Below are 24,315 nucleotides of genomic sequence, written 5' to 3'. Positions count from 1 at the left end.
CAGACCATGCACCGCCGCACCATCCTTCTCTCCGGGCTCGCGCTCGCCGCCGCCGCCTGCATGGACAGCAAGCCTTCCTTCCGCTCGGTGGACATCACGGGCGCGGAGTACGCACGCGACTTCAACCTGCCGGACCAGAACGGCAAGCCGCGCAGCCTGAAGGACTTCGCCGGCCAGGTGGTGGTGGTGTTCTTCGGCTTCACGCAGTGCCCGGACGTCTGCCCCACCACGCTGGCGGAGCTGGCTCAGGCGAAGAAGCTGCTGGGCGCGGACGGCGCCAAGGTGCAGGGCATCTTCGTCACGGTGGACCCGGAGCGGGACACCGCGGACGTGCTGAAGGCCTACATGGCGAACTTCGATCCCGGCTTCGTCGCCCTGCGCGGCACGCCCGAACAGACCGCGGCCATGGCGAAAGACTTCAAGGTCTACTACAAGAAGGTCGAGGGCAAGACGCCGGGCAGCTACACGATGGACCATTCGGCCGCGAGCTTCGTCTACGACCCGCAGGGGAGGCTGCGCCTGTACACCCGCTACGGCAGTGGCGCGCAAGCCCTGGCGGACGACCTGAAGCTGCTGCTGAAGGCCTGACGGCGACGGCCATGGTGCAGCACCTCCTGGGACGCAAGGGCGCGGCACGCATCGCGCTGATCCCGCCGGAGGTGGTGGATGCGCTCAACGCGGGCGCGATCCCGACGGTCAACCTGAACGAATTCCTGGCGCTCGACCTGGCCCGGCTGGCCACGAACGTCGCCGCGGCCATCGGGCTGGAGCCGCGGGCAGAGCGCCTCAGCGACACGCTGGCGATGCTGCCGGCGTTCAAGCCGGTGCGGCGCCACGCGCACATCGCGCGCGCCCTGTACGACATGGCGTCGGCGCGCGCCGATCGCGACGCAGTCGCCCACGCACTGGCGACGCATCCGAGCGACGTCGCGCGGTCCTGGGCGGCGCAATGGCTGGTCTTCTCCGGGCAGACGCTGCAAGAGAAGCTGCGCGCGGTGCGGCGCTTTGCCGCCGACACCCACTTCGGCGTGCGCGAAATGGCGTGGATGGCCGTGCGCGACGAGATCGCCGGCGATGTGGATGATGCCGTGGCCTTGCTGCGGCCGTGGGTCACGGACGCCGACGCCAACATCCGCCGCTTCGCCAGCGAAGCCACACGGCCGCGGGGGGTGTGGTGCGCGCAGATCGAGCAGCTGAAGGCCGAGCCCTGGCGTGCGCTGCCCCTGCTCGAGCCCCTGCGGGCCGACGAAAGCCGGTACGTGCAGAACTCGGTGGCCAACTGGCTGAACGATGCGGCCAAGACGCAACCCGACTGGGTGCGCGAGGTCTGCGAACGCTGGACGCGCGGGCGCGTGCCGCCCGCGACGCACTACATCACGCGGCGCGCACTGCGCAGCATCGATGCCTGAACAGGCCCTAGAAATTCAGAGTGCGGATCAGTTTGCGCGTGTCGAGAGGCATGTCATTGACCGCATCCAGCACCCAGCGCAGGCTTTCCTCGGCGTCGAGTTCGGCGTGCGGCAACATGGCCACGGCCACATGGAACTTCAGCGTCACGCCGCCCGGCAGCGCGGGCGCCAGCCGCAGCCCGTCCGCCACGAGTTGCTGGGCGCGCGAACCGGCCAGCGTGGCGGAGGTGGGGCTTTCGATCAGCAGGGCGAATTCGTTCGGGCCCATGCGTGCCGCCAGGTCGATGTCGGTGGCCGCGCGCCGCAGGTGGGAAGCCGCGACCACCAGCGCCTTCTCGACCGTGGCCGCGCCGAACTCCTGCAGGATGGCGTCGATGTTGGCGATGCGGACGGCCAGCAGCGCGCAGGACTGCTTCTGGCTGCGCGCGCGCGCCAGCACCGTCTGCAGGCGCTGCAGCATGCCGGCGCGATGCGCGAGCCCGGTCAGCGCGTCCGTGTGCGACAACGCCGCGGCCCGTAGTTCGCCCTCGCGGCGGCGGTTGCTGCGCACGCTCAGCGCGTAGTAGAGGATCGGCATCTCCAGCATCGCGCCGATGAAGACGCCGTAGCGCGTGAGCAGGCTGTTGGGGATCAGATTCATGCTGCGCGCGATGGGAAATAGCGCCAGCACGAGCAGAGGCAGGAATGCGAGGGCGACCAGCCGGATGCCCTTGTCCCCCGCGGCCCAGGCCAGCATGATGAGGCCTGCCACGGCCGCGATCGAAACCGCCGCCAGCGCGAGGAGCAGCTTGAGGCTGTCGCGCGTGTCCACCACCGCGTCGACGCCGACAGCGCCCAGCATGGCCGCGATCAAGGCCCACACGGCCAGGTCGAGGGCGCGCGAGAAACGCGCCGGTTCGGCCACCACCTTCATGAACCAGAGCGCCGCGGCCGTCGAGAGGCCGGGCAGGACGGTGGCCGCCATCTGATTCCACAGCAAGGCGTCGGGCCAGAGGTGCTGGCCGGTGATGCCCAGGCGGGCGAGCTGGCCCGATCCGAGGAAGAACACGTAGACCGCATAGCTCAGGAAGCACTTGTCCCGATACACCACGCCGCTGCCGAGCGCCGCCAGCGCGATCATCGCGGCCAGGCCGAAGTAGGCGCCCAGGAGGAACTGTTCGCGCTCGCGTTCCGCGATCAATGTGGCCTGGTCGTAGATCAGGAGCGGCGCTGAAAAGTCCACCCGGTCGTGCTCGATCCGCACCCAGTAGCGGATGGTCCGGTTCGGGTCGTCGTCCAGCGCGAAGGTCGGCACGCGGCCGGGAACCGGCCAGGCATGGAAGGGCAGATGGTCCCCGGTCTGCTGCATGGCCCAGGCGCCGCTCGCATCGCGGTAGAAGAGTTGGGCCCGGTCCAGCCCGGCATTCGGGATCTCGAGATACCAGCGCCCGTGGCGCGCGGCGACGTCGAACTGGATCCAGAGCGCCTGCCCACCGTCCAGGCGCTCCTGCTGGCCGGTGCGCGTCAGCTTCCAGGGAATCGTATCTCCCGCGACCTCCAGGCCATCGATGGTCTGGTCGCCCTTGGGATCGATCCAGTAGCGGCTGAGCCCGGCCAGCGGCAGCACGCGCGGCGTCGCATCCAGCACCACGGGCGGAGAGGCCGGAACCGCGCCGGACGAAGCGGCTGCATCCCGTGCCAGCGTCGCGGCCAGGGCACCGCCCACCAGCCACAACAGCACTGTCCACCAAGCTCGCATGCCAACAGCCATCACCGATTGTTACAGTGAGCCGCTTCGTGGATCCGGCGCACGTGTGACATATGCCCGCAAGCGTTCGGGACGCCCATGAAAAAGCCCGGGAGAACCGGGCTCGTGTGGTGCGTTTGGCACGTCAGGCGTATTCGGCAAGCGCCTTCTTCATCTTCTTCATGGCAGCCGACTCGATCTGGCGGATGCGTTCCGCGGACACGCCGTACTCGGCCGCCAGCTCGTGCAGCGTCATGCCGCCCGAGCCGTCGTCGTTCACCTTCAGCCAGCGCTCTTCGACGATGCGGCGGCTGCGCGCATCCAGTTGCTCCAGCGCGGTGGCGATGCCATCGGTCGCCAGCGTGTCACGCTCGCGGTTCTCCAGCATCGCGGTCGGCTCGTGCGTCGCGTCGGCCAGGTAGGCGATCGGGCCGTAGGCTTCCTCGCCGTCGTCGGCCGGGCCCGGATCGAGCACCACGTCGCCGCCCGACATGCGGGTTTCCATCTCGATCACTTCCTCGCGCTTCACGTTCAGCTCGCGCGCCATCACGTCGATCTGCGCATCGGTGAGGGTGTCGCGGTGCGTTTCGGCGCCGGCGTCGTCCTTGAAGCCCTGCTTCATCGAGCGCAGGTTGAAGAACAGCTTGCGCTGCGCCTTGGTGGTCGCCACCTTCACCATGCGCCAGTTCTTCAGGATGTATTCGTGGATCTCGGCCTTGATCCAGTGCAGCGCGTAGCTCACCAGGCGCACGCCCTGGTCGGGGTCGAAGCGCTTCACGGCCTTCATCAGGCCGATGTTGCCTTCCTGGATCAGGTCGCCGTGGGGCAGGCCATAGCCCAGGTACTTGCGCGACACGGAAACGACCAGGCGCAGGTGCGACAGCACCAGCTTTCCGGCGGCTTCCAGGTCGTTGTCGTCCCTGAACTTGCGCGCGAATTCCTGTTCCTCTTCCACCGTCAGCATGGGCAGGCGGTTGACCGCCGAAATGTATGCGTCCAGGTTTCCGAGCGACGGAACGACGGCCCACGGGCTGGCGACTGCCAGAGCGGTGGTGCCGGAAGCTCCAAGGGATGCGGACATGAGCAGAAACTCCTTCTGAAGCGGGGAATATTAGCACTCCGTTGGATCGAGTGCTAAGGCCCTGGTTCCATGACCACAATACCTTATTACGGGTAATCCCGGGGTTCCGGAGGTGTAACCCTTGTTGGAAGCCCGGATGCTTCCAGTACCATGGAAACAGGTTGTAACAAGACGGTGGTTCGCCACCGCCACGGAGGTCGGGACATGAAGGGCATCATCGGACGGGTCTTTCCCAGGAAGGATGATCCCTTGGCCGGTGGCGGCATGCCCGGCCATGCCGCGCTGTCGTCCGAGCTGACCCACAGCGACATCGAAAACTATTACATGCGCATCATCGTGGACGTGATGCGCCGCATGCTCGTCCCGGCCGACAGTGTCGAGATCGGGGTCCGCCGATCCGGCACCGGGCCCAAGGGCTTCGTGGCTTTCGCGGGCTACATCCGCATCCTGCGCTGGGACCCCGTCATGCCGGTGCTGCTGCAGAACCTGCCGGTGCTCGACGGCAAGATCCGCAAAGTCGTGGCTGCCTCTGTGATCCTCGAGCACACCCATTTCGAAGGCCTCTGGTTCCAGGCGCACTGCACCGCCGAGGGCGCGCCGGAAGAGCTGGTCGGGATGCCGGCCGAACTGTTGCGGCATCCACGTCCGGGGTGAAGCCGCAGCGGCGGACAATGCACCCATTCTCGAAGTGGGCCGCGATGGAAGACCGTGAACAACTGGAAATTCTGACTGTCACGACGGCGGTGGGTTCCCGGCCGGATGCCGAAAAGCTGGCGCGCGCGGTGATTGACGCGCGACTGGCGGCCTGCGTCCAGCTCGATGCCGGCTTGGTGTCGATCTACCGCTGGCAGGGCCAGGTCTGCGAGGAGACCGAGATCCGCCTCACGCTCAAGACCATCCCCGAAGCCGAGCCGGCGCTGCGCACGTTCCTGGGCGCTCAACACCCATACGACGTGCCGCAGTACACATGCTGGAGAGCCATTGCCTCGCCGGACTACGCGCACTGGGTGCGCGGTGAGGTGGTGATGCCCGCGGGCGCCTGAGCCTTCAGGCCAGCAGCGCGAGGGCGAATTCCCGCGCGTTGAAAGTCTCCAGGTCTTCGAGCTTCTCGCCCACGCCGATGAAGTAGACGGGGATCGGCTTCTCCTGCGCGATCGCGGCCAGCACGCCGCCCTTGGCCGTGCCGTCGAGCTTGGTCACCACCAGGCCGGTCAGGCCCAGGGCCTCGTCGAAGGCCTTGACCTGCTGCAGCGCGTTCTGCCCCGTGTTGCCGTCGATCACCAGCAGCACTTCGTGCGGCGCCGTGGCCTCGGCCTTGGTCACCACGCGCTTGATCTTGCGCAGCTCTTCCATCAGGTGCAGCTGGGTCGGCAGGCGGCCGGCCGTGTCGACGATCACCACGTTCTTGCCGCGCGCCCGGCCGGCGGTCACGGCGTCGAAACTGACGGCGGCCGGGTCGCCGCCTTCCTGGCTGACGATCTCCACGCGGTTGCGGTCGGCCCAGACGGCCAGCTGCTCGCGCGCGGCCGCGCGAAAAGTGTCCGCCGCAGCCAGCAGCACCGAGGCCCCGCCGTCGGCCAGGTGCCGCGTCAGCTTGCCGATGGACGTGGTCTTGCCCGCGCCGTTGACGCCGGCGACCATGATCACGGTAGGCTGCCGCTCGCCGATCACCAGTGGCTTTTCCAGCGGCTTGAGCAGCTGGGTCAGCGCATCCACCAGGATGTTCTTGGCCTGCACCGGCCTCGTGGCACCGCTCGCCTGCACCTTGCGCTTGACCTCGTTCAGCAGGAATTCGGTGGCGGCGACGCCTGTGTCAGCCATCAGCAGCGCCGCTTCGAGCTCTTCATAGAGCGCGTCGTCGATCGTTGCACCGGTGAACACCAGCGAGATGCTGGAGCCGGTCTTGCGCAGCCCGTCGCTCAGGCGATTCAGCCAGCTCTGCCGTTCCGGGGCTACTGCGGGCGCGACCGGAACCTCCATCGGCGCGACCAGCGCGCTGCCGATCAAACCACCCGTCTTCGCAGCCGGAGGCGCGGTGGGAGCGGCGGTGGCGGGGGCTGGGGCAGCAGGCGGGGCGGAGGTGGGTGCGGGTTTTTTCCGGAAGAAACTGAACATCGCGCGGGTTTCTAGAATCAGAGGATTCTATGAAACAGCTCCAACGGCTCCGCTCGCTCTCATTTCTCGCCCTCCTTGCCACGGCCGCTCTCACCCTCCAGGCCCAATCCACCGGCCCCGCCCCCGCCCAGGCCAAGGCGGAACAGTTCACGCTTTCCAACGGGCTCACCCTGATCGTCAAGCCCGACCGCCGCGCCCCCACCGCCGTGCACATGATGTGGGTGCGCGTGGGTGCCATGGACGAAGTGGATGGCACCTCCGGCGTGGCGCACGTGCTGGAACACATGATGTTCAAGGGCACGGCCGACGTGAAGCCGGGTGAGTATTCGCGCCGCGTGGCGGCACTGGGCGGCCGCGAGAACGCCTTCACCACGATGGATGCCACGGGCTACTTCCAGCAGATCCCCAGCGACAAGCTCGAGGACGTCATGCGGCTGGAAGCGGACCGTTTCGCGAAGAACCAGTGGGCCGACGAGGAGTTCGTGCGCGAGCTCGAGGTGGTGAAGGAAGAGCGGCGCCAGCGCACCGAAGACGTTCCGCGTTCCATGCTCTACGAACAGCTGCGTGGGGTGGCTTACCAGGCATCGCCCTATCGCCGCCCCGTCGTCGGCTGGATGAGCGACCTGGATGCCATGACGCCGCAGGACGCGCGCGACTTCTACCGCCGCTGGTATGTGCCCGCGAACGCGGCCGTGGTGGTGGCGGGCGACGTCGACCCTGCCGCCGTGCGCCGGCTGGCCGAGAAGCACTATGGCTCGCTGCAGGCCCGCCCCGTGCCCGCGCGCAAGCCTCGCGCCGAGCCGGAGCAGGCCGGCGTGCGCCGGCTGGAATTCAAGGCGCCCGCGGAGCAAGCCTATGTGGGCATGGCCTTCAAGGTGCCGCAGCTGACCTCGTTCGAGCCTGGCGGCGACAACGACGATGCGCTGGCGCTCACGGTGTTGGCCGCCGTGCTCGACGGCTACAGCGGCGCGCGGCTGGATCGCGCGCTGACGCAAGGGCCGAACCGCGTGGCCGACAGCGTCGGCGCCGGCAACGGCCTGTGGGGCCGCGGCCCGCAGCTGTTCCACCTGAGCGGCGTGCCGGCACCGGGCAAGACGCCCGCCGAAGTGGAGGCGGCCCTGCGCGCCGAAGTTGCCAAGGTCGCGCGCGACGGCGTCACCGAGGCCGAACTGCAGCGCGTCAAGACCCGCTGGATCGCCTCCGAGGTGTACAAGCTCGACTCCGTCATGAACCAGGCGCGCGAGCTGGGCGGCGCCTGGATCATGGGCCTGCCGCTCGACACCGGGGACCGCCTCATCGCACGCCTGCGCGCGATCACCGGCGAACAGGTGAAGGCCGTCGCGGCCAAGTACTTCGGCGACGATCGCCTGACCATCGGCGTGTTGCTGCCGCTGCCCGTCGACCCGAACCGCAAGCCGCGCACGCCGGCCACCCCGCTGCGCCACTGAAAGAAGCAAACCCTCATGCAAGCAATCAACATGAAGACAGTCCGCGCGGTGGCGGCGCTCGCGCTGGTCACGGTGGTGCCGGCGGCTTTCGCCGCGCTGCCCATCCAGCAATGGAAACAACCCAGCGGGGCGCAGGTGTGGCTGGTCGAAAGTCCGACGCTGCCGATGGTGGACGTGCAGCTCGATTTCGATGCCGGCGGGCGGCGCGACCCGGCGGAGAAGGCGGGGCTGGCCAGCACGACGGCCAGCATGACCTCCAAGGGGCTCGCGGCGCGAGGCGGGGAGCCCGCCCTCGACGAAAACCAGTTGAGCGAGGCCTGGGCCGACCTGGGCGCGGGCTTTGGCGCCAGTGCCGGCAGCGACCGCATGAGCTTCACGCTGCGTTCCCTCACCTATCCCGACCTGCTGGCCAAGGCGGTGCAGCTCGGCGCCCGCCAGATCGGCGAGCCGTCGTTCCCCGGTGACGTGTGGCAGCGCGAACGCCAGCGCACCGCGGCCGCCATCCGTGAAGCGAACACGCGGCCCGCGACCATCGCCAGCCGTGCTTATGCCGAAGCCGTCTACGGCGGCCATCCCTATGGGTACGACATGACGGAAGCCACGCTGGGCCGCATCAGCGTGGAAGACATGCGCGCGCATTACAAGCTGGTGCAGCCTTGCCGCGCCAAGGTCAGCCTGGTCGGCGCCGTCACGCGCGCGCAGGCCGACCAGATCGTCAAGGACTTGCTGTCACGCCTGCCGGCCGACAGCGGCTGCGCGCCGCTGCCGCCGGTGGCGGAGGTGCCCACCCTGGCGGCGGCGGCGGAGCGCAACATCCCGTTCGCTTCGGCGCAAGCCCACGTGCTGATCGGCCAGCCCGGGTACAAGCGGAACGACCCCGACTTCTTCCCCATGCTGCTGGGCAACTACATCCTGGGCGGCGGCGGCTTCGTCTCGCGCCTCTCCACCGAAGTGCGCGAGAAGCGCGGCCTGAGCTACAGCGTCTACAGCTATTTCAATCCGGGCCTGCACGCGGGCGCGTTCACGCTCGGTCTGCAGACGCGGCCGGACCAGGCCGCACAGGCCGTGCAGGTCTCGCGCGAAGTCCTGCAGCGCTTCGTGACCGAAGGCCCGACCGAGCAGGAGCTGAAGGCCGCCAAGGATTTCATGATCGGCGGCTTTTCGCTGCGCATCGACAGCAACCGCAAGCTGCTGGACAACCTCGCCTCCATCGCCTGGAACGACCTGCCGCTGGACTACCTGGACACGTGGACGAAGCAGGTCGAGCGCATCAGCGTGGCCGACATCAAGTCCGCCTTCGCGCGCAAGCTGCAGCCGGAACGCATGGTCAGCGTCGTGCTGGGCGGCCAGCCCGCGCGGCAGTAGAGGCTTTCCTTGCCTCGTTTGCCCAACGAAGTCCGCATCATCGGCGGCCAGTGGAAGCGAACCCGCCTGGCCGTGGCGGACAAGCCGGGCCTGCGCCCCACGCCGGACCGCGTGCGCGAAACCCTGTTCAACTGGCTGGGGCAGGACCTCACAGGCTGGCGCTGCCTCGATGCTTTCGCCGGCACCGGCGCCCTCGGCCTGGAGGCTGCCTCGCGGGGCGCGGCCGAGGTGCTGCTGGTCGAGTCTGAGGCCCAGTTGGTCGACAACCTGCGTGCCGTGGCGGCGCGCTTGTCCGCCGCCGCCGTCCGCGTGCAGCGTGGCAACGCCCTGAGCGTGATGGCGGGCTTTTCGCCGGGCCGGTTCGACCTGGTCTTCGTGGATCCACCGTTCGACGCCGGGCTCTTCGACAAGGCCCTCGCCGCGGCCGCGCCGCTGGTCACCGATGCCGGCTCCATCTATCTCGAAGCGCCGGTGGCCTGGGGCGAGGCCGAATTGGCGCCTTTTGGCCTGGCCGCGGCGCGCCACATGCGGGCCGGCGCGGTCCACGCGCACCTGCTGCGCCGCACTGCATAATGCGCCGAACCAGTGGCCTGAAGTGCCGGCGTTGAGGAGAGTTCCATGGCCTACGATGTGATCGCCGTCTACCCCGGCACGTTCGACCCGATGACCCTGGGACATGAAGACGTGGTCCGGCGGGCCGTGCAGTTGTTCGGAACGGTCATCGTCGCGGTGGCGGCGGGGCACCACAAGAAGGCGCTCTTCACGCTGCAGGAGCGGGTGGACATGGCCCGGGACGCGCTTTCGGCCTTTCCGCAGGTCACGGTCGAGGGCTTCCAGGGCCTGGTGCGCGACTTCGTGGTGGCGCGCGGCGCCAAGGCCATGGTGCGTGGCGTGCGGGCGGTGACCGACTTCGACTACGAGTTCCAGCTGGCGGGCATGAACCGGCACCTGATGCCGGAAGTGGAAACCGTCTTCATGACGCCCAGCGACCGCTACCAGTTCATCAGCAGCACTTTCGTGCGCGAGATCGCCATCCTGGGCGGTGAGGTGGACAAGTTCGTCTCCGACACCGTGCAGCACCGGCTGGTCGAGAAGGTCCGGAGCCTGGGCCGCGAGTAAGCGCTAACGAGGCAGGGTTTCCAGCCAGCGCAGCAGCGCCGCGTTCACCGCTTCCGGCTGCTCCATCGTCAGCATGTGACCGCATTGCGGCACGAGTTCCAGCTGAGCTTGCGGCACCAGCTGCGCGATCTCGCGCGAGCACTCCGGCGGCGCGATCACATCCGAGTCACCGCACACCACCAGCACGGGGCAGCGCAGCTGAGGGAGATGCGTGCGGGCGTCCGGCCGCGCGATCACGGCGCGGTTCTGACGGATCAATTGTTCCGCGCCCGCGCGAAGAACGAAGTCGAGATAGTCCGCCGCCAGCCGGGGCGCGTTGTCGGGGTGGAAGGCGAACTGCACGTTGGGTTCGATGACCTCCGCCACGCGCCCCTCTTCGAACAGGGCGATCGCGGCCTCGCGCACGGCACGCATGTCATCGGTTTCGGGCCGCGCCGACGTTCCCAGCAACGCCAGCCCCGCGACGCGGGCCGGTGCCTGGCGCGTGGCCTCCATCGCGATCATTCCGCCCATCGAAGCGCCGCACAGAACCAGGGGTCCAGGATGCTCGTCGATCAACGCAGCGGCCATCGCGGGGATGGAGTCGAACCGGGTCTGCACGTCGGTCACGACGGGCCGGTACGCCGCCAGTGTTTCCAGCTGACGGCGCCACATGGCGGCGTCACCGGCCAGGCCGGGAATCAGGATCAAGGCAGGAATCATTTCATGAATACGTCAGCTGTTTGGCGAGCTGGCAGGCTCCATCGTGCCATGGCTGGGATAATGAGGGCCTGTTAACGCCATTTTTGACGATGCGAACGTGCCTAAAACCGCGCCAGGCTAGGCGCACGACGACGCCAAGGCTGGCCGCCTTGGCTAGGAGTGGAACGACGCATGGCGCGGTTTTAGGCACGTTCCCTTCGGGTTGCGGCCAAAAAGGCCATGCGCCGCGTTACGAGTCCTTGACGCAGATCACTGCGCCTGCGGACTCGCGCCTTGCGCATGACCTTTTTGGCGAGCAACGCATCGCCAAAAATGGCGTTAACAGGCCCTGTCCATGACCGAGCTGATCCTCATCCGGCACGGTGAAACCGACTGGAACCGTGAACTGCGCTTCCAGGGACACGTCGATGTGAGCCTGAACGCCACCGGCCTCGAGCAGGCCCGGCGCATCGCCGCGCGCATGGCCGGCGAGAAATGCGACGCGCTTTACGCCAGCGATCTGTTGCGCGCCCAGCAGACGGCTTCACCCATCTCCACCCAGCTGGCGTTGCAGTCGCTCACCGAGGCCGGCCTGCGCGAGCAGAGCTTCGGCCGCGTGGACGGCATGCGCGTGGACGACATCAAGGAGCAGCACCCCGAGGCCTGGGAAGGCTGGCTGCGCTTCGAGGAGGACTACGCCATGCCCGAGGGCGAGTCGACCCGCCAGTTCCATGGCCGGGTGATGGAAGCCGTGCAGCGCATGGTGGCCGCGCACCCGAACCAGACGGTGGTGGTCGTCACGCACGGTGGCGTGCTGGACATGATCTACCGCACTGCGCGTTCGCTGGGCTTGAACGGCCCGCGGCAAAGCGACATCCCCAATGCCGGCCTGAACCGGATCCGCGTGCGGGGCGATGCCATCGACATCCTGAACTGGGCTGACACGCAGCACCTGGCCGACCTGCCGCCGCAGCCGGTCTACGATCAGAAAAAGCTCGCCACGGAGGGCAAGCCCAAGTCGGAGTAGAGCTGCGCGGCCTGGCGCTTCAGGCGCCGCGACTCCGGTTGTCCACGCAATTGCTGCTGCAGCAGGTGCTGCGCGCCGCTCAACTGGCCGCTTCGCACCAGCGCATCGAAATGGACCTGCGCGAACAGGTCGCGCTGGGCGTGGCTGCCGCCGATCTCCACCAGGCGCGGCAACGCTGTACCCAGTGAGTCGACCGCCGACGCCCAATCGCCGCGCGCATGCGCGAGCAGGCCGTGGCTGGCGGGCACGCAGACGCCCTGCCAGGCGGCACGGGCGTCTTCCGATGCGCGCTGCGCCCGCGTCTCGATGTTGTGCATCAGCACTTGCGCTTGCGTCGAACGGCCGGCGCGCGCCAGTCCGTAGAGGTACTGCATGTCCAGGAAGGGCAGCACGTGATCATGCAGGCGGTGCGCCAGGTAGCCCGCCACATCGAGCCAGCGGTCGCCGACGTCGGCACCTGCCAGTTCCAGCCGCGCCAGCAGCGAGATGGCGTTGATCTGGTCCTGGCTGTATTCCTTCACCTCGGCCCACACATGCTGGTCGTAGAGTTCCAGGGCTTCATCGTGCCGTTCGAGCTCGATGGCGAAGAGCGCCTGGTGCCACCAGTTGTGCGTGACCATGAACGAGTTCAACCCGGTCCAGGTGGGGCTGACATCCTGCAGGAAAGCGTGGCCTTCGGTGAACCGGCCCTGCGTGAGCATGACGTGCGCGAGCGCGTGATGCGCCCACGGCTCCTTGCGCCGCATGGCGATGGCATGCCGGGCCGCCGCTTCAGCCTCTTCCAGGAAATGGCATTGCTCCCAGGCAAAGGCCAGCATGCCGTGAAGGTAGGGCACGTCCTGGGCTGCGGGGACGGCGGCGAGCGCGAGGCGCAGCATGCCCGGCGAATCGCCGCGGTTGAACAGGTGGTAGTGGCCCAGCTTCAGCGAGGCGAGGTCGCGCGGGAATTCGCGTGCCTGCTCTTCGTGCAAGGCGATGGCGCGCGAAACATCGCCTTCCACCCAGGCCGCGACGGCCGCCACGAACCTTTGCTCCCGCGGCGTGGCCCGGGGTGCGGCTGCTTGCGCGCGCGCCAGGAACGGCCGCGCGTTCCGCGGCGCGTCACCGGTCTCGGCGAACATGTGCAAAGCCGCGCAGCACGCCTGCACGATCGCGCTGCCGTCCTCCTGCGCCTGCAGGATGTTGGCCGCCCGCGCCTCGCTGGCGATGAAGCCTTCGACGAAATCGTTCAGCGGGCCCAGGGCCGCCGGTGATTCGAGCGTGACGGGGTTGCCGAGGACATCAGTCGACATGGTGGACGGATTCCGAGGGCGGTTGCGGCCAGGGCCGCTGCGCCTCCCGGATCAGCTCGAAGGCGCGCGCCACCTGCAGCACGCCGAGGTCGTCGAAGCGGGCACCGGCGATCTGCAGGCCGATCGGCAGGCCCGAGGCCGTGTAACCGCAGTTGATCGATGCGGCCGGCTGCTCCGACATGTTGAACGGCACGGTGAAGCCGATGTGTTCCAGCGGATGCAGCGGATCGTTCGTGGGCGAGGCCAGGCCGGCCGGGAAGGCGGGCATCGGCGAGACCGGCGAGATCACGTAGTCGAACGCGGCGCACGCCTTGACCGTGGCGATGCGCGTCAGGTGGAACTGGTGCACCGCATGGAAGACCGCTTCGCCGGACATGTCCGCGGCGCTGTCGGCCCATTGCTGGATGTAGGGCAGCACCTTTGCTTTGCGTTCCGGCGGCAGCGCCCGCAGGTCGGCGTACGAACGCATGCGCCAGAAGTGGTCCATGCCATCGAGCATGGCTTGCGTCATGAAGGGCTGCATGGGCGCAACCACCGCGCCGGCGCGCTCGAACAGGTGCGCCGCGCGCTCCACGGCGGTCTTCACCTCGGGTTCGACCGGCAAGCCGCAGCCCGCCTCCAGCAGCAGGCCGATGCGCAGGCCGCGCAGCTTCTCCGCGCCGGCATCGAACGTGCGCCAGGCGATGTCCTGCGCCGGCAGGCTCATGGTGTCGCGTGCGTCCGGCCGCGCCAGCACTTCCATGAACAGCGCGGCATCCGCTACGGTGCGCGTCATCGGCCCGGCCGCACGGCCCGTATAGGGTGGGTCGATCGGGATGCGGCCCAGGCTGGGCTTCAGGGTGAAGATGCCGCACCAGCCGGCCGGCAGGCGCAACGAACCGCCGATGTCGGTGCCGATGTGCAGGGGCCCGTAGCCCGCCGCCGCAGCGGCGCCCGCGCCCGAACTCGAACCGCCCGGCGTCTTGCCACGGTCCCATGGGTTGCGCGCCAGCTGGTGGTAGCTGGAGAGGCCGGAGGACAGCATGCCGTAGTCGGGCATGGTGGTCTTGGCCAGCACCACACCGCCGCTCTCGCGCACGCGCGCGGCGGGCGGTGCATCGGCCGCGGCCGGCGTCAGGTCGGTGGCGGCCGTGCCCAGCGGCGTCGGGTCGCCCTGGGTCGCGATGTTGTCCTTGATGGTGACCGGCACGCCGTCGATGGGCCCGAGCGGCGCGCCGCGCAGCCACCGCGCCTCGCTGGCGCGCGCCTGCTCCAGCACCTTGTCGGGCCTGAGCAGGAAGAGGGCGTGGAGATGGTGCTCCCAGCGTTCGACGTGGCCGAGCACGGCTTGCGCCACTTCCACCGGCGAGGCTTCCCGCCGGCGGTACAGCTCGATCAGGGCCGGCGCCGAATGCTCATGCAGCGCGTCCGGCATCCGTCACGCCCAGGACAGTGCCGAGATGTCGTTCACGAAGATGGGCATGTTGTTCCACAGGCCCTTGACGTTCTTGTTGGCGATGGTCACCCACTGCGGCTGGTACAGGTAACCGTGCACGGCGTCGTCGGCCACCAGCCGCTGGATCTCGCCCAGGATCTTGGTGCGCTCGGCGGGGTTGGCAGTCTGCTTGTACTTGTCGTACAGCCCGTTGAACTTCGGGTTGTCGTAGTTCCAGTAGTAGCCGGCGCGCGAGAAGTTGCCCAGGTCGAACGGCTCCACATGCGAAATGATCGTCATGTCGTAGTTCTTGTTGCCGTAGGTGCCCGACAGCCACTGGGCCCACTCGACGTTTTGCAGCGAGGCCTTGATGCCGACCTTGCCGAGCATGGAGGCGATGACTTCGCCGCCCTGGCGCGCGTAGGGCGGCGGCGGCAGGGTGATGGTCAGTTCGAGGTTGTTCACGCCGGCCTCCTTGAGGAGCGCGCGGGCCTTGTCGGGATCGTAGGCGTTGACCTTGGTGAGGTCGACGTAGCCGGGCGCGCTGGGTGGGTAGTAGCTGCCGATGGGCGCGCCGAAGCCGTCCGCCGCGCCCTGGATCACGGCCTTGCGGTCCAGCGCCATGTTGATCGCGCGCCGCACACGGATGTCGTCGAGCGGCTTCTTCTTGTTGTTGAGCGCCAGGATGGTCTTGGCGCGCGAGCCGCTCACCAGCACCTGGAACTTGGGATTGGCCTTGAACTGTTCGACGGCGCGGCCCGTGACGCGCTGGAACGCGTCCACGTCGCCCGCCAGCAGCCCCGCGATCTGCGCGGCCGGGTCGGTGATGAAACGGAACGAGGCGCGCCGCATCTTGATCGCACCGGCGTTGCGGTAGCCGTCCCACTTCGACAGGACGAGCGACGAACCCTTGACCCAGTTCTCCAGCTTGTAGGGGCCCGTGCCGACCGGCTGCGTGGCGTTGTTGTCGGCGCTCTTGGGTTCCACGATGACGGCCGTGGCCTGGCCCATGAGGAACAGGAAATCGGGGTCGATCTCCTTGGTCAGCAGCACCACGGTGTTGTCGTCCACCACCTGCGTGGTGATGGCGGCGAAGGTGCGCTTGTCCTTGTTGGTGCTCTTCTCGCCGCCCGCGCGATCGAAGGAGAACTTGACGTTGCGGGCGTTGAACGGCTCCCCGTTGCTGAACTTCACGCCCTTGCGCAGCTTGAAGGTGTAGGTGCGCAGGTCCGGCGAGATCTCCCAGCTTTCGGCGAGCAGGGGCGTGACCGTGCCGTCGGGGTGGATCTTGGTGAGCGTCTCGTAGATGTTGTACAGCGTGATCTCGGCGATGGCCGAGGCGGCCCCGGCCGTCGGATCCAGCCCCGGCGGCTCCAGCGTCATCGCCAGGGTGATGGAGTCCTTCTTGCCTTGCGCGAGAGCGCCGGCCGGCAAGGTGGCGATGGCGGCGACGGTGGCGGAGTGCGAAAGCACGCTGCGGCGGCTGATCATGGTGAGGGCTCCAGTGGCTTAGACGAAAAGTTTGACAGGCCGCGCAGCGCGGCCATGGAAATCATCATCCCCGAGAAAGGCGTTCGAGGGCAAGAGGGATTAGCTCATGCCGTGCCAGCGGTGGCGCGCCGGGGCGGCTCCGCCTGCGGCACGGCTTCCAGCAAGGTCCGGGTGTAGGGGTGCTCGGCGGCGGTGAACAACCGTTCCGGTGGCCCCTGCTCGACGATCCGGCCCTGCCAGAGCACGGCAACATCGTCGCACAGGTGGTGCACCACGGCCAGGTCGTGGCTGATGAGCATGTAGGTGATGCCGAATTCCTGCTGCAGGTCCTGCATCAGGTTCAGCACCTGGGCCTGCACGGAAACGTCGAGCGCGCTCACGGGCTCGTCGGCCACGATCAGGCGGGGCCGCGTGACAAGCGCGCGGGCGATGGCGATGCGCTGCCGCTGGCCGCCGGAGAACTCGTGCGGGTACTTGCCCAGGTCGTTGGGCCGCAAGCCGACGGCCTGCAGCACCTCGGAAGCCCGTTGCTGCTGCTCGTCGCGCGAAACGCCCTGTGCACTCAGCGGTTCGCAGACGATGCGCTGCACCTTCTGGCGCGGGTCGAGGGAGCCGTAGGGATCCTGGAACACCATCTGGAAGTCGCGCCGCGCCAGCCGCAGCTCTTCGGTCGGCAAGGCGTTCAGGTCGCGACCCAGCAGGGTGACCTTGCCCGAGGTGGGCTTGTCCAGCGCCATGACGAGCCGCGCCAGGGTCGATTTGCCCGAGCCGGACTCACCGACGATGCCGAGGCTGCGGCCGCTTTCGATGGTGAAGCTCACGCCATTGAGCGCCTCCACCATGGGCGGGGGTCCGAACAGCTTCTCGCGTGGCATCGTGTAATGCCGCACGAGATTCTCGACCTGGAGCAGCGTCGTCATGCGGACTCGGCCAGTTCGCGCTCCGCCGCGACGGCATCCAGCCGGATGCAGCGCACGTGGTGGCCCGGCGCGACCTCATACGGCGGCGGCACGGTGACGTGGCATTCGGGGATGGTGAAGCGGCAACGTCCGGCGAAAGGGCAGCCGGGGGGCAGGTCGACCAGTTCCGGCACGGTGCCGGGAATGGTGGCGAGGCGCCGTCCCTTGGCCGAGCGGAGCCCTGGCCGGGCCGCGAACAGACCCAGGGTGTATGGGTGCGCGCGCTCCGTGAAGACCGTCTCCGTCTCTCCGCTTTCCACCACGCTGCCGCCGTACATCACCAGCATGCGCCGGACGTTCTGCGCGATCACGCCCAGGTCGTGGGAGATCAGCATCAGCGCCATGCCGCGCTCGGCCACCAGGTCGCGGACCAGGTCGAGAATCTGCCGCTGGATCGTCACGTCGAGCGCGGTGGTCGGCTCGTCGGCGATCAGCAGGTCGGGTCCGCAAGCGAGCGCCATCGCGATGGTGACGCGCTGGCGCTGGCCGCCCGAGAACTGGTGCGGATAGGCATCGATGCGGCGCGCGGCATCCGGGATGCCCACGCGGTCCAGCAGGGAGATCGCTTCCTTGCGGGCGGCGTCGGCCGACATGCCGCGATGCAGCCGCAGCGGCTCCGCCACCTGGCGGCCGATGGTGTGCACCGGATTCAGCGCCGTCATCGGCTCCTGGAAGATCATGCCGATGCGGTCGCCGCGCAGCTTGCACATGTCGCGCTCGGGCTTGCCAACGAGTTGCTGGCCGTCGAAGACGATGCTGCCGGTCACGCGCGCGTTCTCGGGCAGCAGGCCCATCAGGGCCATCACGCTGATCGACTTGCCGCAGCCGGATTCGCCGACGAGGCCGATCGATTCGCCGCGCTCCAGCGAGAAGCTGATGTTGCGCACCGCGTAGGCGGGCCCGCGATGGGTCTGCAGTTCGACGGAGAGGTCCTGGACTTCGAGCAGGGGCATTTGCTGACTATCTCTTGCGCGCCAGGCGCGGATCGAACAGGTCGCGCAGGCCATCGCCCAGCAGGTTCAGGCCCAGCACGGCCATCGCGATGGCGACACCGGGGAAGACGGCCAGCTGCGGCGCCTGGAACAGCAGCGTCTGCGCCTCGCTCAGCATGCGTCCCCAGGAAGGCTGCGGCGGCTGCGTGCCGAGCCCGAGGTACGAGAGTGCCGCTTCCGCCAGGATGGCGATGGCGAAGCGGATGGTGGCCTGCACGATCAGCACCGACACGATGTTGGGCAGCACGTGCTCCATCGTGATGCTGAAGGCGCCCTTGCCGCAGGCGCGTGCGGCCAGCACGAACTCGCGCGACCACACGGCGTTGGCGGAAGCGCGGGTGATGCGCGCGAACGTCGGGATGTTGTAGATGCCGATGGCCGTGATGGCGATCGCCATGCCGGGCCCGAACACGGCCGTGAGCATGATGGCCGAGAGGATCGCGGGAAAGGCGAAGCCAAAATCCGACAGCCGCATGATGGCCTCTTCGACCCAGCCGCGCTTGGCGGAGGCGAGCAGGCCCAGCGCGGTGCCGATCACGAGCCCGATGCTCACGGCAATCACGCCGACGATGATGGAAGCGCGCGCGCCGACGAGCAGCAGCGAGACGACGTCGCGGCCGAACGCATCGGTCCCCAGCCAATACTTCGCGTCGGACGCCCTGAGCTTGAGCGCCATGTCGATCTCGTAGGGGTTGTGCGGCGTCCAGATGAACGACAGCACCGCCGTGAAGGCGAGCAGCAGCGTGAGCACCAGCCCCAGCATGAAACTGGGGTTGCGGCGCGCCCGCTTCCAGAAGCCGGGGCCTTGCAACGGTACCGCGACCGGCGGCGTTCCCATCACGGCGCTCATATGTCGGCCGCCTTGACGCGCGGGTCGATGACCGCATACAGCACGTCCACCACGAAGTTCACGATGACCACCATCGCCGCGAGCAGCATCACGCAGTTGCGCACCACGATCAGGTCGCGGTTGGAGATCGACTGGAAGATCAGCCGGCCCAGGCCCGGCAGGTAGAACACGCTTTCGACCACGATGGTGCCGGCCAGCAGCTCGGCGAATTGCAGGCCCATGATGGTGATCACCGGGATCATGGCGTTGCGCAGCACGTGCCCCCACAGCGCCGCGCGTTGTGAAACGCCCTTGGCGCGCGCGGTGCGCACGAAGTCTTCGCGCAGCACTTCCAGCACGGCGGAACGCGTGATGCGCGCCAGGATCGCCGATTGCACCACCGCCAGCGAGAGCGCTGGCAGCATCAGCGCGCGCAGCCCTTCCAGGATGCCTTCATCCCAGCCCGGGAAGCCGCCGGCCGAGAACCACTTGAGCTGCACGGAGAACAGCAGGATCAGCAGGATCGCGAACCAGAAGTTCGGGATGGCGATGCCGATCTGCGTGAGCCCCATGATGCCGACGTCGCCCAGCTTGTTGTGGCGCGCGGCGGCATAGATGCCCGCTGCCAGGGCCAGCACTGTGGTGAATGACATGGCCAGCAAGGCGAGCGGGACGGTCACCCCCAGGCGCTCGAACACGAGTTCCCCGACCGGCGTGCTGTAGGCATAGCTGAGGCCGAGGTCGCCCTTGAACATGCCGGTGACCCAGTTGACGTAGCGCTCGACCGGCGGTCGGTCGATGCCGAGCTTGGCGGCCAGCGCCGTCACCGCGTCGGGCGAGGCGTCGGGCCCCATGAGGATCTGCGCCGCGTTGCCCGGAAGAATCTCCAGGACCAGGAACACCACGATCGAGGTACCAACCAGCGTCGCGATGAGGGTGATCAGCCGCTTGAAGAGAAACAGGCCCATGAAGCCGGGGATAATGCCATATGGTCGCCCCCACGCTTCTCACTTCGTGTAGTGCGCTGCCCCCCGAGGGGGCGTCAGCCTCCTTGAGGCGGCTCGGCGGAGGCTGAATGGCCCTGATGATCACCGACGAGTGCATCAACTGCGACGTCTGCGAGCCGGAGTGCCCGAACGAGGCGATCTTCCTCGGCCCGGAGATCTACCAGATCGATCCGCACAAATGCACCGAATGCGTCGGCCACTTCGATGAGCCGCAGTGCGTGCAGGTCTGCCCCGTGGCCTGCATCCCGCTGAATCCGGAGCACCTCGAAAGCAACGAGACGCTCTGGCAGAAGTACCGGCGGCTCACGGCCGAGGCGGGCAAGTCGTAGGCTCGAGTGAGCCCGCAGGCGAACCCCAGCAAGTCGTCGCATCGCTGGGGTTCGCCTGCGGGCTCACCCCCAGCCTACTAGGATTTCTTCTTCTTGGTTTCCCCCGGCGGCCGCGGCGACGTCGCCGTGAAATGCTCCGGCTTCTTGCCTTTTGGCGCCCTGGCCTGGTTCTTCTCTGCGGCCTTGGGCTCGGCCGGCTTGTCGGTGCCGCCAATGATGATGGCCTTCGGCGCCCGCGCTTCCTGCGCCAACCGCGACTTCTCCATCGAATCCGCCAGGCGCTGATCGCGCTTCGCGGCGAATTCGGCCTGGCGCGCGTCCGCTGCCGGCGGCCGTTGCACGGCCTGCACCAGGGTGGCGCCCTGGCACGGCTGCTCGCTGTAGGTGCTGCCGCAGCGGTACATCTGCTGCGCGACGGCATGGCCGCCGGCGCAGGCCAGCAGGGCTCCGATCATCACGGTCTTCAGCATGGTTCCTCCTCAGGTGGGCGGCTCGACCGGCCGCGGTGGTTTGGGTCGGGGGGGCTTGTGCGTATGCACGATCAGCGTGGCCTTTTCCATCTCGCCGGCCAGCAGCGCCGGCACGGCCTTGAGGGTTCGCGCCACGGTTTCTTCCATGGCCTGGCGCTGCTCGGGCGCGGGCTTCTTCAGCACCCAGTTCACCACTTCGGCCGCCACGCCGGGATGGCCGATGCCCAGGCGCAGGCGCCAGTAGTCGCCCGTGCCCAGTTGGGCGTGAATGTCGCGCAGGCCGTTGTGGCCCCCATGGCCGCCGCCGAATTTCAGCTTGGCCTGGCCGGGCACCACGTCGAGCTCGTCATGCACGACCAGGATTTCGTCGGGCTGGATCTTGTAGAAGCGCGCCAGGGCGGCGACCGACTTGCCGGAGAGGTTCATGAACGTCTGCGGCTCGAGCAGCCACACCACCTGGCCGTGGACGTTGGCGCGCGCCACCAGCCCGTGATAGCCGCGTTCCGGCACCAGCGACACCTTCAGCTCGCGCGCCAGCGCATCCACCCACCAGAACCCGGCGTTGTGCCGGGTGGCTTCGTATTCGGCGCCCGGGTTGCCCAGGCCAGCGAACAGCTTGATCATGATCGAAAGGTACCCGCAGTTGGTTGGTGGCGGAACGGCACTATTCACCGGGCGCCGGAGAAGGCGATCACAGCACAAAAAAAGGCCCGCTTGCGCGGGCCTGTCACTTGGTAGCAGCCCTTGCGGGCCCAGCCAACGCTTACTTCTTCGCGGGCGCCTTGGCAGCCGGCTTGGCATCCTTGCCAGCCGCGGCCTTCGCGGGCGCCGCCTTGCCGGCGGGAGCCGCCTTGGCATCGGCAGCCGGGGCGGCGGCGGCAGGGTCGGCCGCTTCCGCCGCGGACTCTTCCGCGGCCGAGGTGACGACCGACACCAGCACCGGGTTCGGCTTGCCGTGCGTCACGGCCTTCACGCCCTTGGGCAGGGTGATGTCGTTCAGGTGCAGCGAGCTGCCCTTCTTCAGGCCGGACAGGTCGACTTCGATGAATTCCGGCAGGTCGGCCGGCAGGCAGGAGATGTCGAGCTCGGTCATGACCGGGTTCACCAGGCAGTGTTCCAGCTTGACGGCCGGGGACTCTTCCGCGCCCTTGTAGTGCAGCGGCACCTTCATGTGCAGCCGGGTGTTGGCATCCACGCGCTGGAAGTCGATGTGCTGGACTTGCTGCTTGTACGGGTGGTACTGCACGTCGCGCAGCAGCACCTTGCTGGTGGCGCCGGCCAGTTCCATCTCGAGGATGGTGGAGTGGAAGGCTTCCTTCTTCAGGGCGTGCCACAGCGCATTGTGGTCGAGCTCGACCAGCTGCGGCTGGCCGGAGCCCCCATAGACGATGCCGGGCGTCTTGCCCACGATGCGGAGACGGCGGCTCGCACCCGTGCCCTGCTTGGCGCGCTCGAAAGCGACGAATTTCATGTTCATTCTCCAGACTGGGGAGCCGGCCGCGACCAGCCTGGCCCCCATTTCAAAATGGCCCGCGAACGGGCCCGCGACGCTCTCAGAACAAGTTCACTTGATCCGAGAACAAACTCATCACCGACTCGCCCTTGGCGATGCGCTGGATCGTTTCGGCGATCAGCGGCGCCACGGTGAGCTGGCGGATCTTGCTGCAGCCGCGCGCGGCGTCAGACAAGGGAATCGTGTTCGTCACCACCACTTCGTCCAGGGCCGAACCCTGGGCGATGCGGTCGATGGCGGGGCCCGAGAAGATGGCGTGCGTGCAATACGCATAGACCTTCTTCGCGCCGCGGTCCTTCAGCACCTCGGCCGCCTTCACCAGCGTGCCGGCGGTGTCGATCATGTCGTCCATGATCACGCAGTTGCGGCCTTCGATCTCGCCGATCACGTGCATCACTTCGCTCACGTTGGCCTTGGGCCGCCGCTTGTCGATGATGGCCAGGTCGGTGTTCAGCTGCTTGGCCAGCGCCCGGGCGCGCACCACGCCGCCGACGTCGGGCGAAACGACGATCAGGTCGTCGTAGTTCTTGCTGCGCACGTCGCCCAGCAGGACCGGCGACGCATAGATGTTGTCGACCGGGATGTCGAAGAAGCCCTGGATCTGGTCGGCGTGCAGGTCCATCGTCAGCACGCGCGCCACCCCCACCGTTTCGAGCAGGTTGGCCACCACCTTGGCCGAGATCGGCACCCGGCTGGAGCGCGGCCGGCGGTCCTGCCGCGCGTAGCCGAAATACGGGATCACCGCGCTGATCCGCTCGGCCGAGGCGCGCTTGAGCGCATCGACCATGATCAGCAGTTCCATCAGATTCTCGTTCGTCGGGGCGCAGGTGGACTGCACCACGAACACGTCGCGCGCGCGCACGTTCGTGTTGATCTCGACCGTCACTTCGCCGTCGGAAAAACGGCCCACCGACGCCGCGCCCAGGCTGATGCCCAGGTGGCTGGCGATTTCCGCGGCCATTGCCGGATTGGCATTGCCCGTGAACACCATGAAATCGGGAGGAGGCGCAGCCTGCATCGACGGTCCCAGCGATCTGATTAGTCAGTGGGGGACAGAGCGCGCTCTGTCCCCGGTTTCTCGTGTTTCTGGCAGGGGAGGAAGGACTCGAACCCTCGAATGCCGGAATCAAAATCCGGTGCCTTAACCAACTTGGCGACTCCCCTACACGGGTCGCCGGCTGAAATCAGCCGCCAACCGATGAATCGTCGCTGGGTGCCCATCCCACCAGGGGATGAACATCCAAATTGCCGCATACACGAACCCGCCAGGCCTCCGGGGCTTCGGCCACCGTCTCGCCGGGCTGCAGCAGCGCGAACACCGCGCTGCCCGAACCGGTCATCCGGCCATGCAAGCCCTGCGAACCCAGCCATTCGAGCGCCCTTCCGACATCGGGACAGAGCTCTCGCGCCACCGGCTCCAGCACGTTCGTGCCAAAACCGAACGGGTTTGCAGCAAAGCCTGAAATTATAGCAGTGTCGCTGTCGCGTTTCAGGCCGGGGTGGCCGAAGATGCCCTTCGTGGCCAAGCCCGCGGGCGGTTTGACCACGGCAAATCGGGCCGCGGGCAGCGCCAGGGGCGTGATCTGCTCGCCGATGCCCTCGACCCAGGCGTTGCGTCCACGCAGGAAAAACGGCACGTCCGCGCCCAGCGCCAACCCGATCCGCTCCAGCCGGGCGAGCGGCAAGCCGAGGCGCCAGAGGCGGTTGAGTGCCAGCAGGCAGCTCGCCGCGTCGGAGGACCCGCCCCCCATGCCCGCTTCGGCCGGGATGCGCTTTTCGATCTGGATGTGCGCCCCGAGCGCAGTGCCGCTTTCCTGCTGCAGGGCGCGTGCTGCCCGCAGGACCAGATCGTCCGCCGGCAGCTTCTGCTCGCCCAGGTCTTCCCGGCTCAGCTGGCCATTGTCACGCCGCTCGAAGTGCAGCGTGTCGTGCCAGTCGATCAGCATGAAGGCCGACTGCAGGAGGTGATAGCCGTCCGGCCGGCGACCCGTGATGTGCAGGAACAGGTTGAGCTTGGCCGGTGCCGGCACGTCGTACAACGCGCGCAT

At 67.9% G+C, this 24,315-nt stretch carries 26 protein-coding genes and 1 tRNA gene; 10 read left to right on the top strand and 17 right to left on the bottom strand.

Features of this window, described 5'->3' with window-relative positions:
* Positions 1-6 precede the first annotated feature (6 nt).
* Positions 7-588, top strand: coding sequence for an SCO family protein (locus FN976_RS15435; protein ID WP_145893929.1), 582 nt, complete (start codon positions 7-9; stop codon positions 586-588).
* 11 nt (positions 589-599) lie between these two features.
* Positions 600-1,409 (top strand): DNA alkylation repair protein, encoded by an 810-nt coding sequence (locus tag FN976_RS15430; protein WP_145893928.1) that lies wholly within the window; start codon positions 600-602, stop codon positions 1,407-1,409.
* 7 nt (positions 1,410-1,416) lie between these two features.
* Here the strand turns inward: FN976_RS15430 and FN976_RS15425 are convergent, their stop codons facing one another.
* Positions 1,417-3,147 carry a sensor domain-containing diguanylate cyclase gene (locus FN976_RS15425; protein WP_186510918.1) on the bottom strand — a complete coding sequence of 577 codons (1,731 nt, stop codon included), beginning with the start codon at positions 3,145-3,147 and terminating at the stop codon, positions 1,417-1,419.
* A gap of 133 nt (positions 3,148-3,280) precedes the next feature.
* The gene (rpoH, locus tag FN976_RS15420; RefSeq protein ID WP_145893926.1) at positions 3,281-4,216 is read right to left on the bottom strand and encodes an RNA polymerase sigma factor RpoH; all 936 of its coding nucleotides are present in this window, start codon (positions 4,214-4,216) and stop codon (positions 3,281-3,283) included.
* Between the two features lie 204 nt (positions 4,217-4,420).
* Between rpoH and FN976_RS15415 the strand changes: the two genes are divergently transcribed.
* The gene (locus tag FN976_RS15415; protein WP_145893925.1) at positions 4,421-4,870 is read left to right on the top strand and encodes a hypothetical protein; all 450 of its coding nucleotides are present in this window, start codon (positions 4,421-4,423) and stop codon (positions 4,868-4,870) included.
* Positions 4,871-4,887: 17 nt separating this feature from the next.
* On the top strand, positions 4,888-5,259 hold the full coding sequence (gene cutA, locus FN976_RS15410; protein ID WP_255440456.1) for a divalent-cation tolerance protein CutA: 372 nt from the start codon (positions 4,888-4,890) through the stop codon (positions 5,257-5,259).
* A gap of 4 nt (positions 5,260-5,263) precedes the next feature.
* Here the strand turns inward: cutA and ftsY are convergent, their stop codons facing one another.
* Entirely contained in the window at positions 5,264-6,331 is a 1,068-nt protein-coding gene (gene ftsY / locus FN976_RS15405) for a signal recognition particle-docking protein FtsY (protein WP_145893923.1), read from the bottom strand.
* A 29-nt stretch (positions 6,332-6,360) separates the two neighbouring features.
* Between ftsY and FN976_RS15400 the strand changes: the two genes are divergently transcribed.
* The 4 genes from FN976_RS15400 to coaD are packed head-to-tail and all read left to right on the top strand — an operon-like array spanning position 6,361 to position 10,263.
* Positions 6,361-7,779: a M16 family metallopeptidase gene (locus FN976_RS15400; protein ID WP_145893922.1), complete on the top strand. Its 1,419-nt coding sequence runs from the start codon at positions 6,361-6,363 to the stop codon at positions 7,777-7,779.
* Between the two features lie 15 nt (positions 7,780-7,794).
* Positions 7,795-9,144, top strand: a complete 1,350-nt coding sequence (locus tag FN976_RS15395; RefSeq protein ID WP_432417867.1) for a M16 family metallopeptidase — start codon at positions 7,795-7,797, stop codon at positions 9,142-9,144.
* A 9-nt stretch (positions 9,145-9,153) separates the two neighbouring features.
* Positions 9,154-9,717: a 16S rRNA (guanine(966)-N(2))-methyltransferase RsmD gene (gene rsmD / locus FN976_RS15390; protein WP_432417866.1), complete on the top strand. Its 564-nt coding sequence runs from the start codon at positions 9,154-9,156 to the stop codon at positions 9,715-9,717.
* 45 nt (positions 9,718-9,762) lie between these two features.
* Positions 9,763-10,263, top strand: coding sequence for a pantetheine-phosphate adenylyltransferase (coaD, locus tag FN976_RS15385; RefSeq protein ID WP_145893921.1), 501 nt, complete (start codon positions 9,763-9,765; stop codon positions 10,261-10,263).
* Positions 10,264-10,266: 3 nt separating this feature from the next.
* Here coaD and FN976_RS15380 read toward each other — a convergent pair whose 3' ends face one another.
* Positions 10,267-10,965, bottom strand: coding sequence for an alpha/beta fold hydrolase (locus tag FN976_RS15380; RefSeq protein WP_145893920.1), 699 nt, complete (start codon positions 10,963-10,965; stop codon positions 10,267-10,269).
* A gap of 334 nt (positions 10,966-11,299) precedes the next feature.
* On the opposite strand from FN976_RS15380, the gene FN976_RS15375 reads away from it, so the two are divergent.
* Positions 11,300-11,971: a histidine phosphatase family protein gene (locus FN976_RS15375; protein WP_145893919.1), complete on the top strand. Its 672-nt coding sequence runs from the start codon at positions 11,300-11,302 to the stop codon at positions 11,969-11,971.
* On the opposite strand, the gene FN976_RS15370 is transcribed toward FN976_RS15375, so the two are convergent.
* From FN976_RS15370 to FN976_RS15340, 7 genes are all read right to left on the bottom strand, one after another.
* Positions 11,929-13,263: a tetratricopeptide repeat protein gene (locus FN976_RS15370; RefSeq protein ID WP_145893918.1), complete on the bottom strand. Its 1,335-nt coding sequence runs from the start codon at positions 13,261-13,263 to the stop codon at positions 11,929-11,931. The two genes, FN976_RS15375 and FN976_RS15370, sit on opposite strands and share 43 nt — an antisense overlap.
* Positions 13,253-14,677, bottom strand: a complete 1,425-nt coding sequence (locus tag FN976_RS15365) for an amidase (RefSeq protein ID WP_145893917.1) — start codon at positions 14,675-14,677, stop codon at positions 13,253-13,255. Before FN976_RS15365 ends, FN976_RS15370 begins: the two co-directional genes overlap by 11 nt.
* Before the next feature lie 3 nt (positions 14,678-14,680).
* Positions 14,681-16,168 carry an ABC transporter substrate-binding protein gene (locus FN976_RS15360; protein WP_145893916.1) on the bottom strand — a complete coding sequence of 496 codons (1,488 nt, stop codon included), beginning with the start codon at positions 16,166-16,168 and terminating at the stop codon, positions 14,681-14,683.
* Between the two features lie 104 nt (positions 16,169-16,272).
* Positions 16,273-17,088, bottom strand: coding sequence for an ATP-binding cassette domain-containing protein (locus FN976_RS15355; protein ID WP_145893915.1), 816 nt, complete (start codon positions 17,086-17,088; stop codon positions 16,273-16,275).
* Entirely contained in the window at positions 17,085-18,080 is a 996-nt protein-coding gene (locus FN976_RS15350) for an ABC transporter ATP-binding protein (protein WP_145893914.1), read from the bottom strand. Before FN976_RS15350 ends, FN976_RS15355 begins: the two co-directional genes overlap by 4 nt.
* Positions 18,081-18,087: 7 nt before the next feature.
* On the bottom strand, positions 18,088-18,969 hold the full coding sequence (locus FN976_RS15345; protein ID WP_145893913.1) for an ABC transporter permease: 882 nt from the start codon (positions 18,967-18,969) through the stop codon (positions 18,088-18,090).
* Entirely contained in the window at positions 18,966-19,916 is a 951-nt protein-coding gene (locus FN976_RS15340; RefSeq protein WP_145893912.1) for an ABC transporter permease, read from the bottom strand. The genes FN976_RS15345 and FN976_RS15340 overlap by 4 nt, the downstream gene beginning before the upstream one ends.
* A gap of 107 nt (positions 19,917-20,023) precedes the next feature.
* Here FN976_RS15340 and FN976_RS15335 point away from each other — a divergent pair, with 107 nt between their 5' ends.
* Positions 20,024-20,284, top strand: coding sequence for a YfhL family 4Fe-4S dicluster ferredoxin (locus FN976_RS15335; protein WP_145893911.1), 261 nt, complete (start codon positions 20,024-20,026; stop codon positions 20,282-20,284).
* A gap of 77 nt (positions 20,285-20,361) precedes the next feature.
* Here FN976_RS15335 and FN976_RS15330 read toward each other — a convergent pair whose 3' ends face one another.
* The 6 genes from FN976_RS15330 to ispE all read right to left on the bottom strand — a co-directional run bounded on the left by FN976_RS15330 (position 20,362) and on the right by ispE (position 24,315).
* On the bottom strand, positions 20,362-20,754 hold the full coding sequence (locus FN976_RS15330; protein WP_145893910.1) for a hypothetical protein: 393 nt from the start codon (positions 20,752-20,754) through the stop codon (positions 20,362-20,364).
* A gap of 9 nt (positions 20,755-20,763) precedes the next feature.
* Entirely contained in the window at positions 20,764-21,378 is a 615-nt protein-coding gene (gene pth / locus FN976_RS15325; protein WP_145893909.1) for an aminoacyl-tRNA hydrolase, read from the bottom strand.
* 139 nt (positions 21,379-21,517) lie between these two features.
* Entirely contained in the window at positions 21,518-22,225 is a 708-nt protein-coding gene (locus FN976_RS15320) for a 50S ribosomal protein L25/general stress protein Ctc (protein ID WP_145893908.1), read from the bottom strand.
* Between the two features lie 82 nt (positions 22,226-22,307).
* A complete protein-coding gene (locus FN976_RS15315; protein ID WP_145893907.1) occupies positions 22,308-23,285 on the bottom strand; it encodes a ribose-phosphate pyrophosphokinase in 978 nt (325 codons plus the stop codon).
* 69 nt (positions 23,286-23,354) lie between these two features.
* Positions 23,355-23,431: transfer RNA gene (locus FN976_RS15310), tRNA-Gln, on the bottom strand.
* A gap of 20 nt (positions 23,432-23,451) precedes the next feature.
* Positions 23,452-24,315 carry a 4-(cytidine 5'-diphospho)-2-C-methyl-D-erythritol kinase gene (ispE, locus tag FN976_RS15305; protein WP_145893906.1) on the bottom strand — a complete coding sequence of 288 codons (864 nt, stop codon included), beginning with the start codon at positions 24,313-24,315 and terminating at the stop codon, positions 23,452-23,454.

The organism is Caenimonas sedimenti (genome assembly GCF_007833165.1).
GTDB classification, from domain to species: domain Bacteria; phylum Pseudomonadota; class Gammaproteobacteria; order Burkholderiales; family Burkholderiaceae_C; genus Ramlibacter; species Ramlibacter sedimenti.
The sequence above is the reverse complement of the archived record's forward strand: the minus strand, read 5'-3'. Positions and strand labels throughout refer to the sequence as shown.

Coding starts and splice junctions, on each gene's coding strand:
- FN976_RS15330 (WP_145893910.1), bottom strand. CDS start 20,754: ATGCTGAAGACCGTGATGATCGGAGCCCTGCTGGCCTGCGCCGGCGGC.
- FN976_RS15370 (WP_145893918.1), bottom strand. CDS start 13,263: ATGTCGACTGATGTCCTCGGCAACCCCGTCACGCTCGAATCACCGGCG.
- FN976_RS15415 (WP_145893925.1), top strand. CDS start 4,421: ATGAAGGGCATCATCGGACGGGTCTTTCCCAGGAAGGATGATCCCTTG.
- FN976_RS15380 (WP_145893920.1), bottom strand. CDS start 10,965: ATGATTCCTGCCTTGATCCTGATTCCCGGCCTGGCCGGTGACGCCGCC.
- FN976_RS15365 (WP_145893917.1), bottom strand. CDS start 14,677: ATGCCGGACGCGCTGCATGAGCATTCGGCGCCGGCCCTGATCGAGCTG.
- FN976_RS15355 (WP_145893915.1), bottom strand. CDS start 17,088: ATGACGACGCTGCTCCAGGTCGAGAATCTCGTGCGGCATTACACGATG.
- coaD (WP_145893921.1), top strand. CDS start 9,763: ATGGCCTACGATGTGATCGCCGTCTACCCCGGCACGTTCGACCCGATG.
- FN976_RS15430 (WP_145893928.1), top strand. CDS start 600: ATGGTGCAGCACCTCCTGGGACGCAAGGGCGCGGCACGCATCGCGCTG.
- rpoH (WP_145893926.1), bottom strand. CDS start 4,216: ATGTCCGCATCCCTTGGAGCTTCCGGCACCACCGCTCTGGCAGTCGCC.
- FN976_RS15345 (WP_145893913.1), bottom strand. CDS start 18,969: ATGAGCGCCGTGATGGGAACGCCGCCGGTCGCGGTACCGTTGCAAGGC.
- FN976_RS15395 (WP_432417867.1), top strand. CDS start 7,795: ATGCAAGCAATCAACATGAAGACAGTCCGCGCGGTGGCGGCGCTCGCG.
- ispE (WP_145893906.1), bottom strand. CDS start 24,315: ATGCGCGCGTTGTACGACGTGCCGGCACCGGCCAAGCTCAACCTGTTC.
- cutA (WP_255440456.1), top strand. CDS start 4,888: ATGCACCCATTCTCGAAGTGGGCCGCGATGGAAGACCGTGAACAACTG.
- FN976_RS15335 (WP_145893911.1), top strand. CDS start 20,024: ATGGCCCTGATGATCACCGACGAGTGCATCAACTGCGACGTCTGCGAG.
- FN976_RS15375 (WP_145893919.1), top strand. CDS start 11,300: ATGACCGAGCTGATCCTCATCCGGCACGGTGAAACCGACTGGAACCGT.
- FN976_RS15435 (WP_145893929.1), top strand. CDS start 7: ATGCACCGCCGCACCATCCTTCTCTCCGGGCTCGCGCTCGCCGCCGCC.
- ftsY (WP_145893923.1), bottom strand. CDS start 6,331: ATGTTCAGTTTCTTCCGGAAAAAACCCGCACCCACCTCCGCCCCGCCT.
- FN976_RS15400 (WP_145893922.1), top strand. CDS start 6,361: ATGAAACAGCTCCAACGGCTCCGCTCGCTCTCATTTCTCGCCCTCCTT.
- FN976_RS15360 (WP_145893916.1), bottom strand. CDS start 16,168: ATGATCAGCCGCCGCAGCGTGCTTTCGCACTCCGCCACCGTCGCCGCC.
- pth (WP_145893909.1), bottom strand. CDS start 21,378: ATGATCAAGCTGTTCGCTGGCCTGGGCAACCCGGGCGCCGAATACGAA.
- FN976_RS15425 (WP_186510918.1), bottom strand. CDS start 3,147: ATGCGAGCTTGGTGGACAGTGCTGTTGTGGCTGGTGGGCGGTGCCCTG.
- FN976_RS15350 (WP_145893914.1), bottom strand. CDS start 18,080: ATGCCCCTGCTCGAAGTCCAGGACCTCTCCGTCGAACTGCAGACCCAT.
- FN976_RS15320 (WP_145893908.1), bottom strand. CDS start 22,225: ATGAAATTCGTCGCTTTCGAGCGCGCCAAGCAGGGCACGGGTGCGAGC.
- FN976_RS15315 (WP_145893907.1), bottom strand. CDS start 23,285: ATGCAGGCTGCGCCTCCTCCCGATTTCATGGTGTTCACGGGCAATGCC.
- FN976_RS15340 (WP_145893912.1), bottom strand. CDS start 19,916: ATGGGCCTGTTTCTCTTCAAGCGGCTGATCACCCTCATCGCGACGCTG.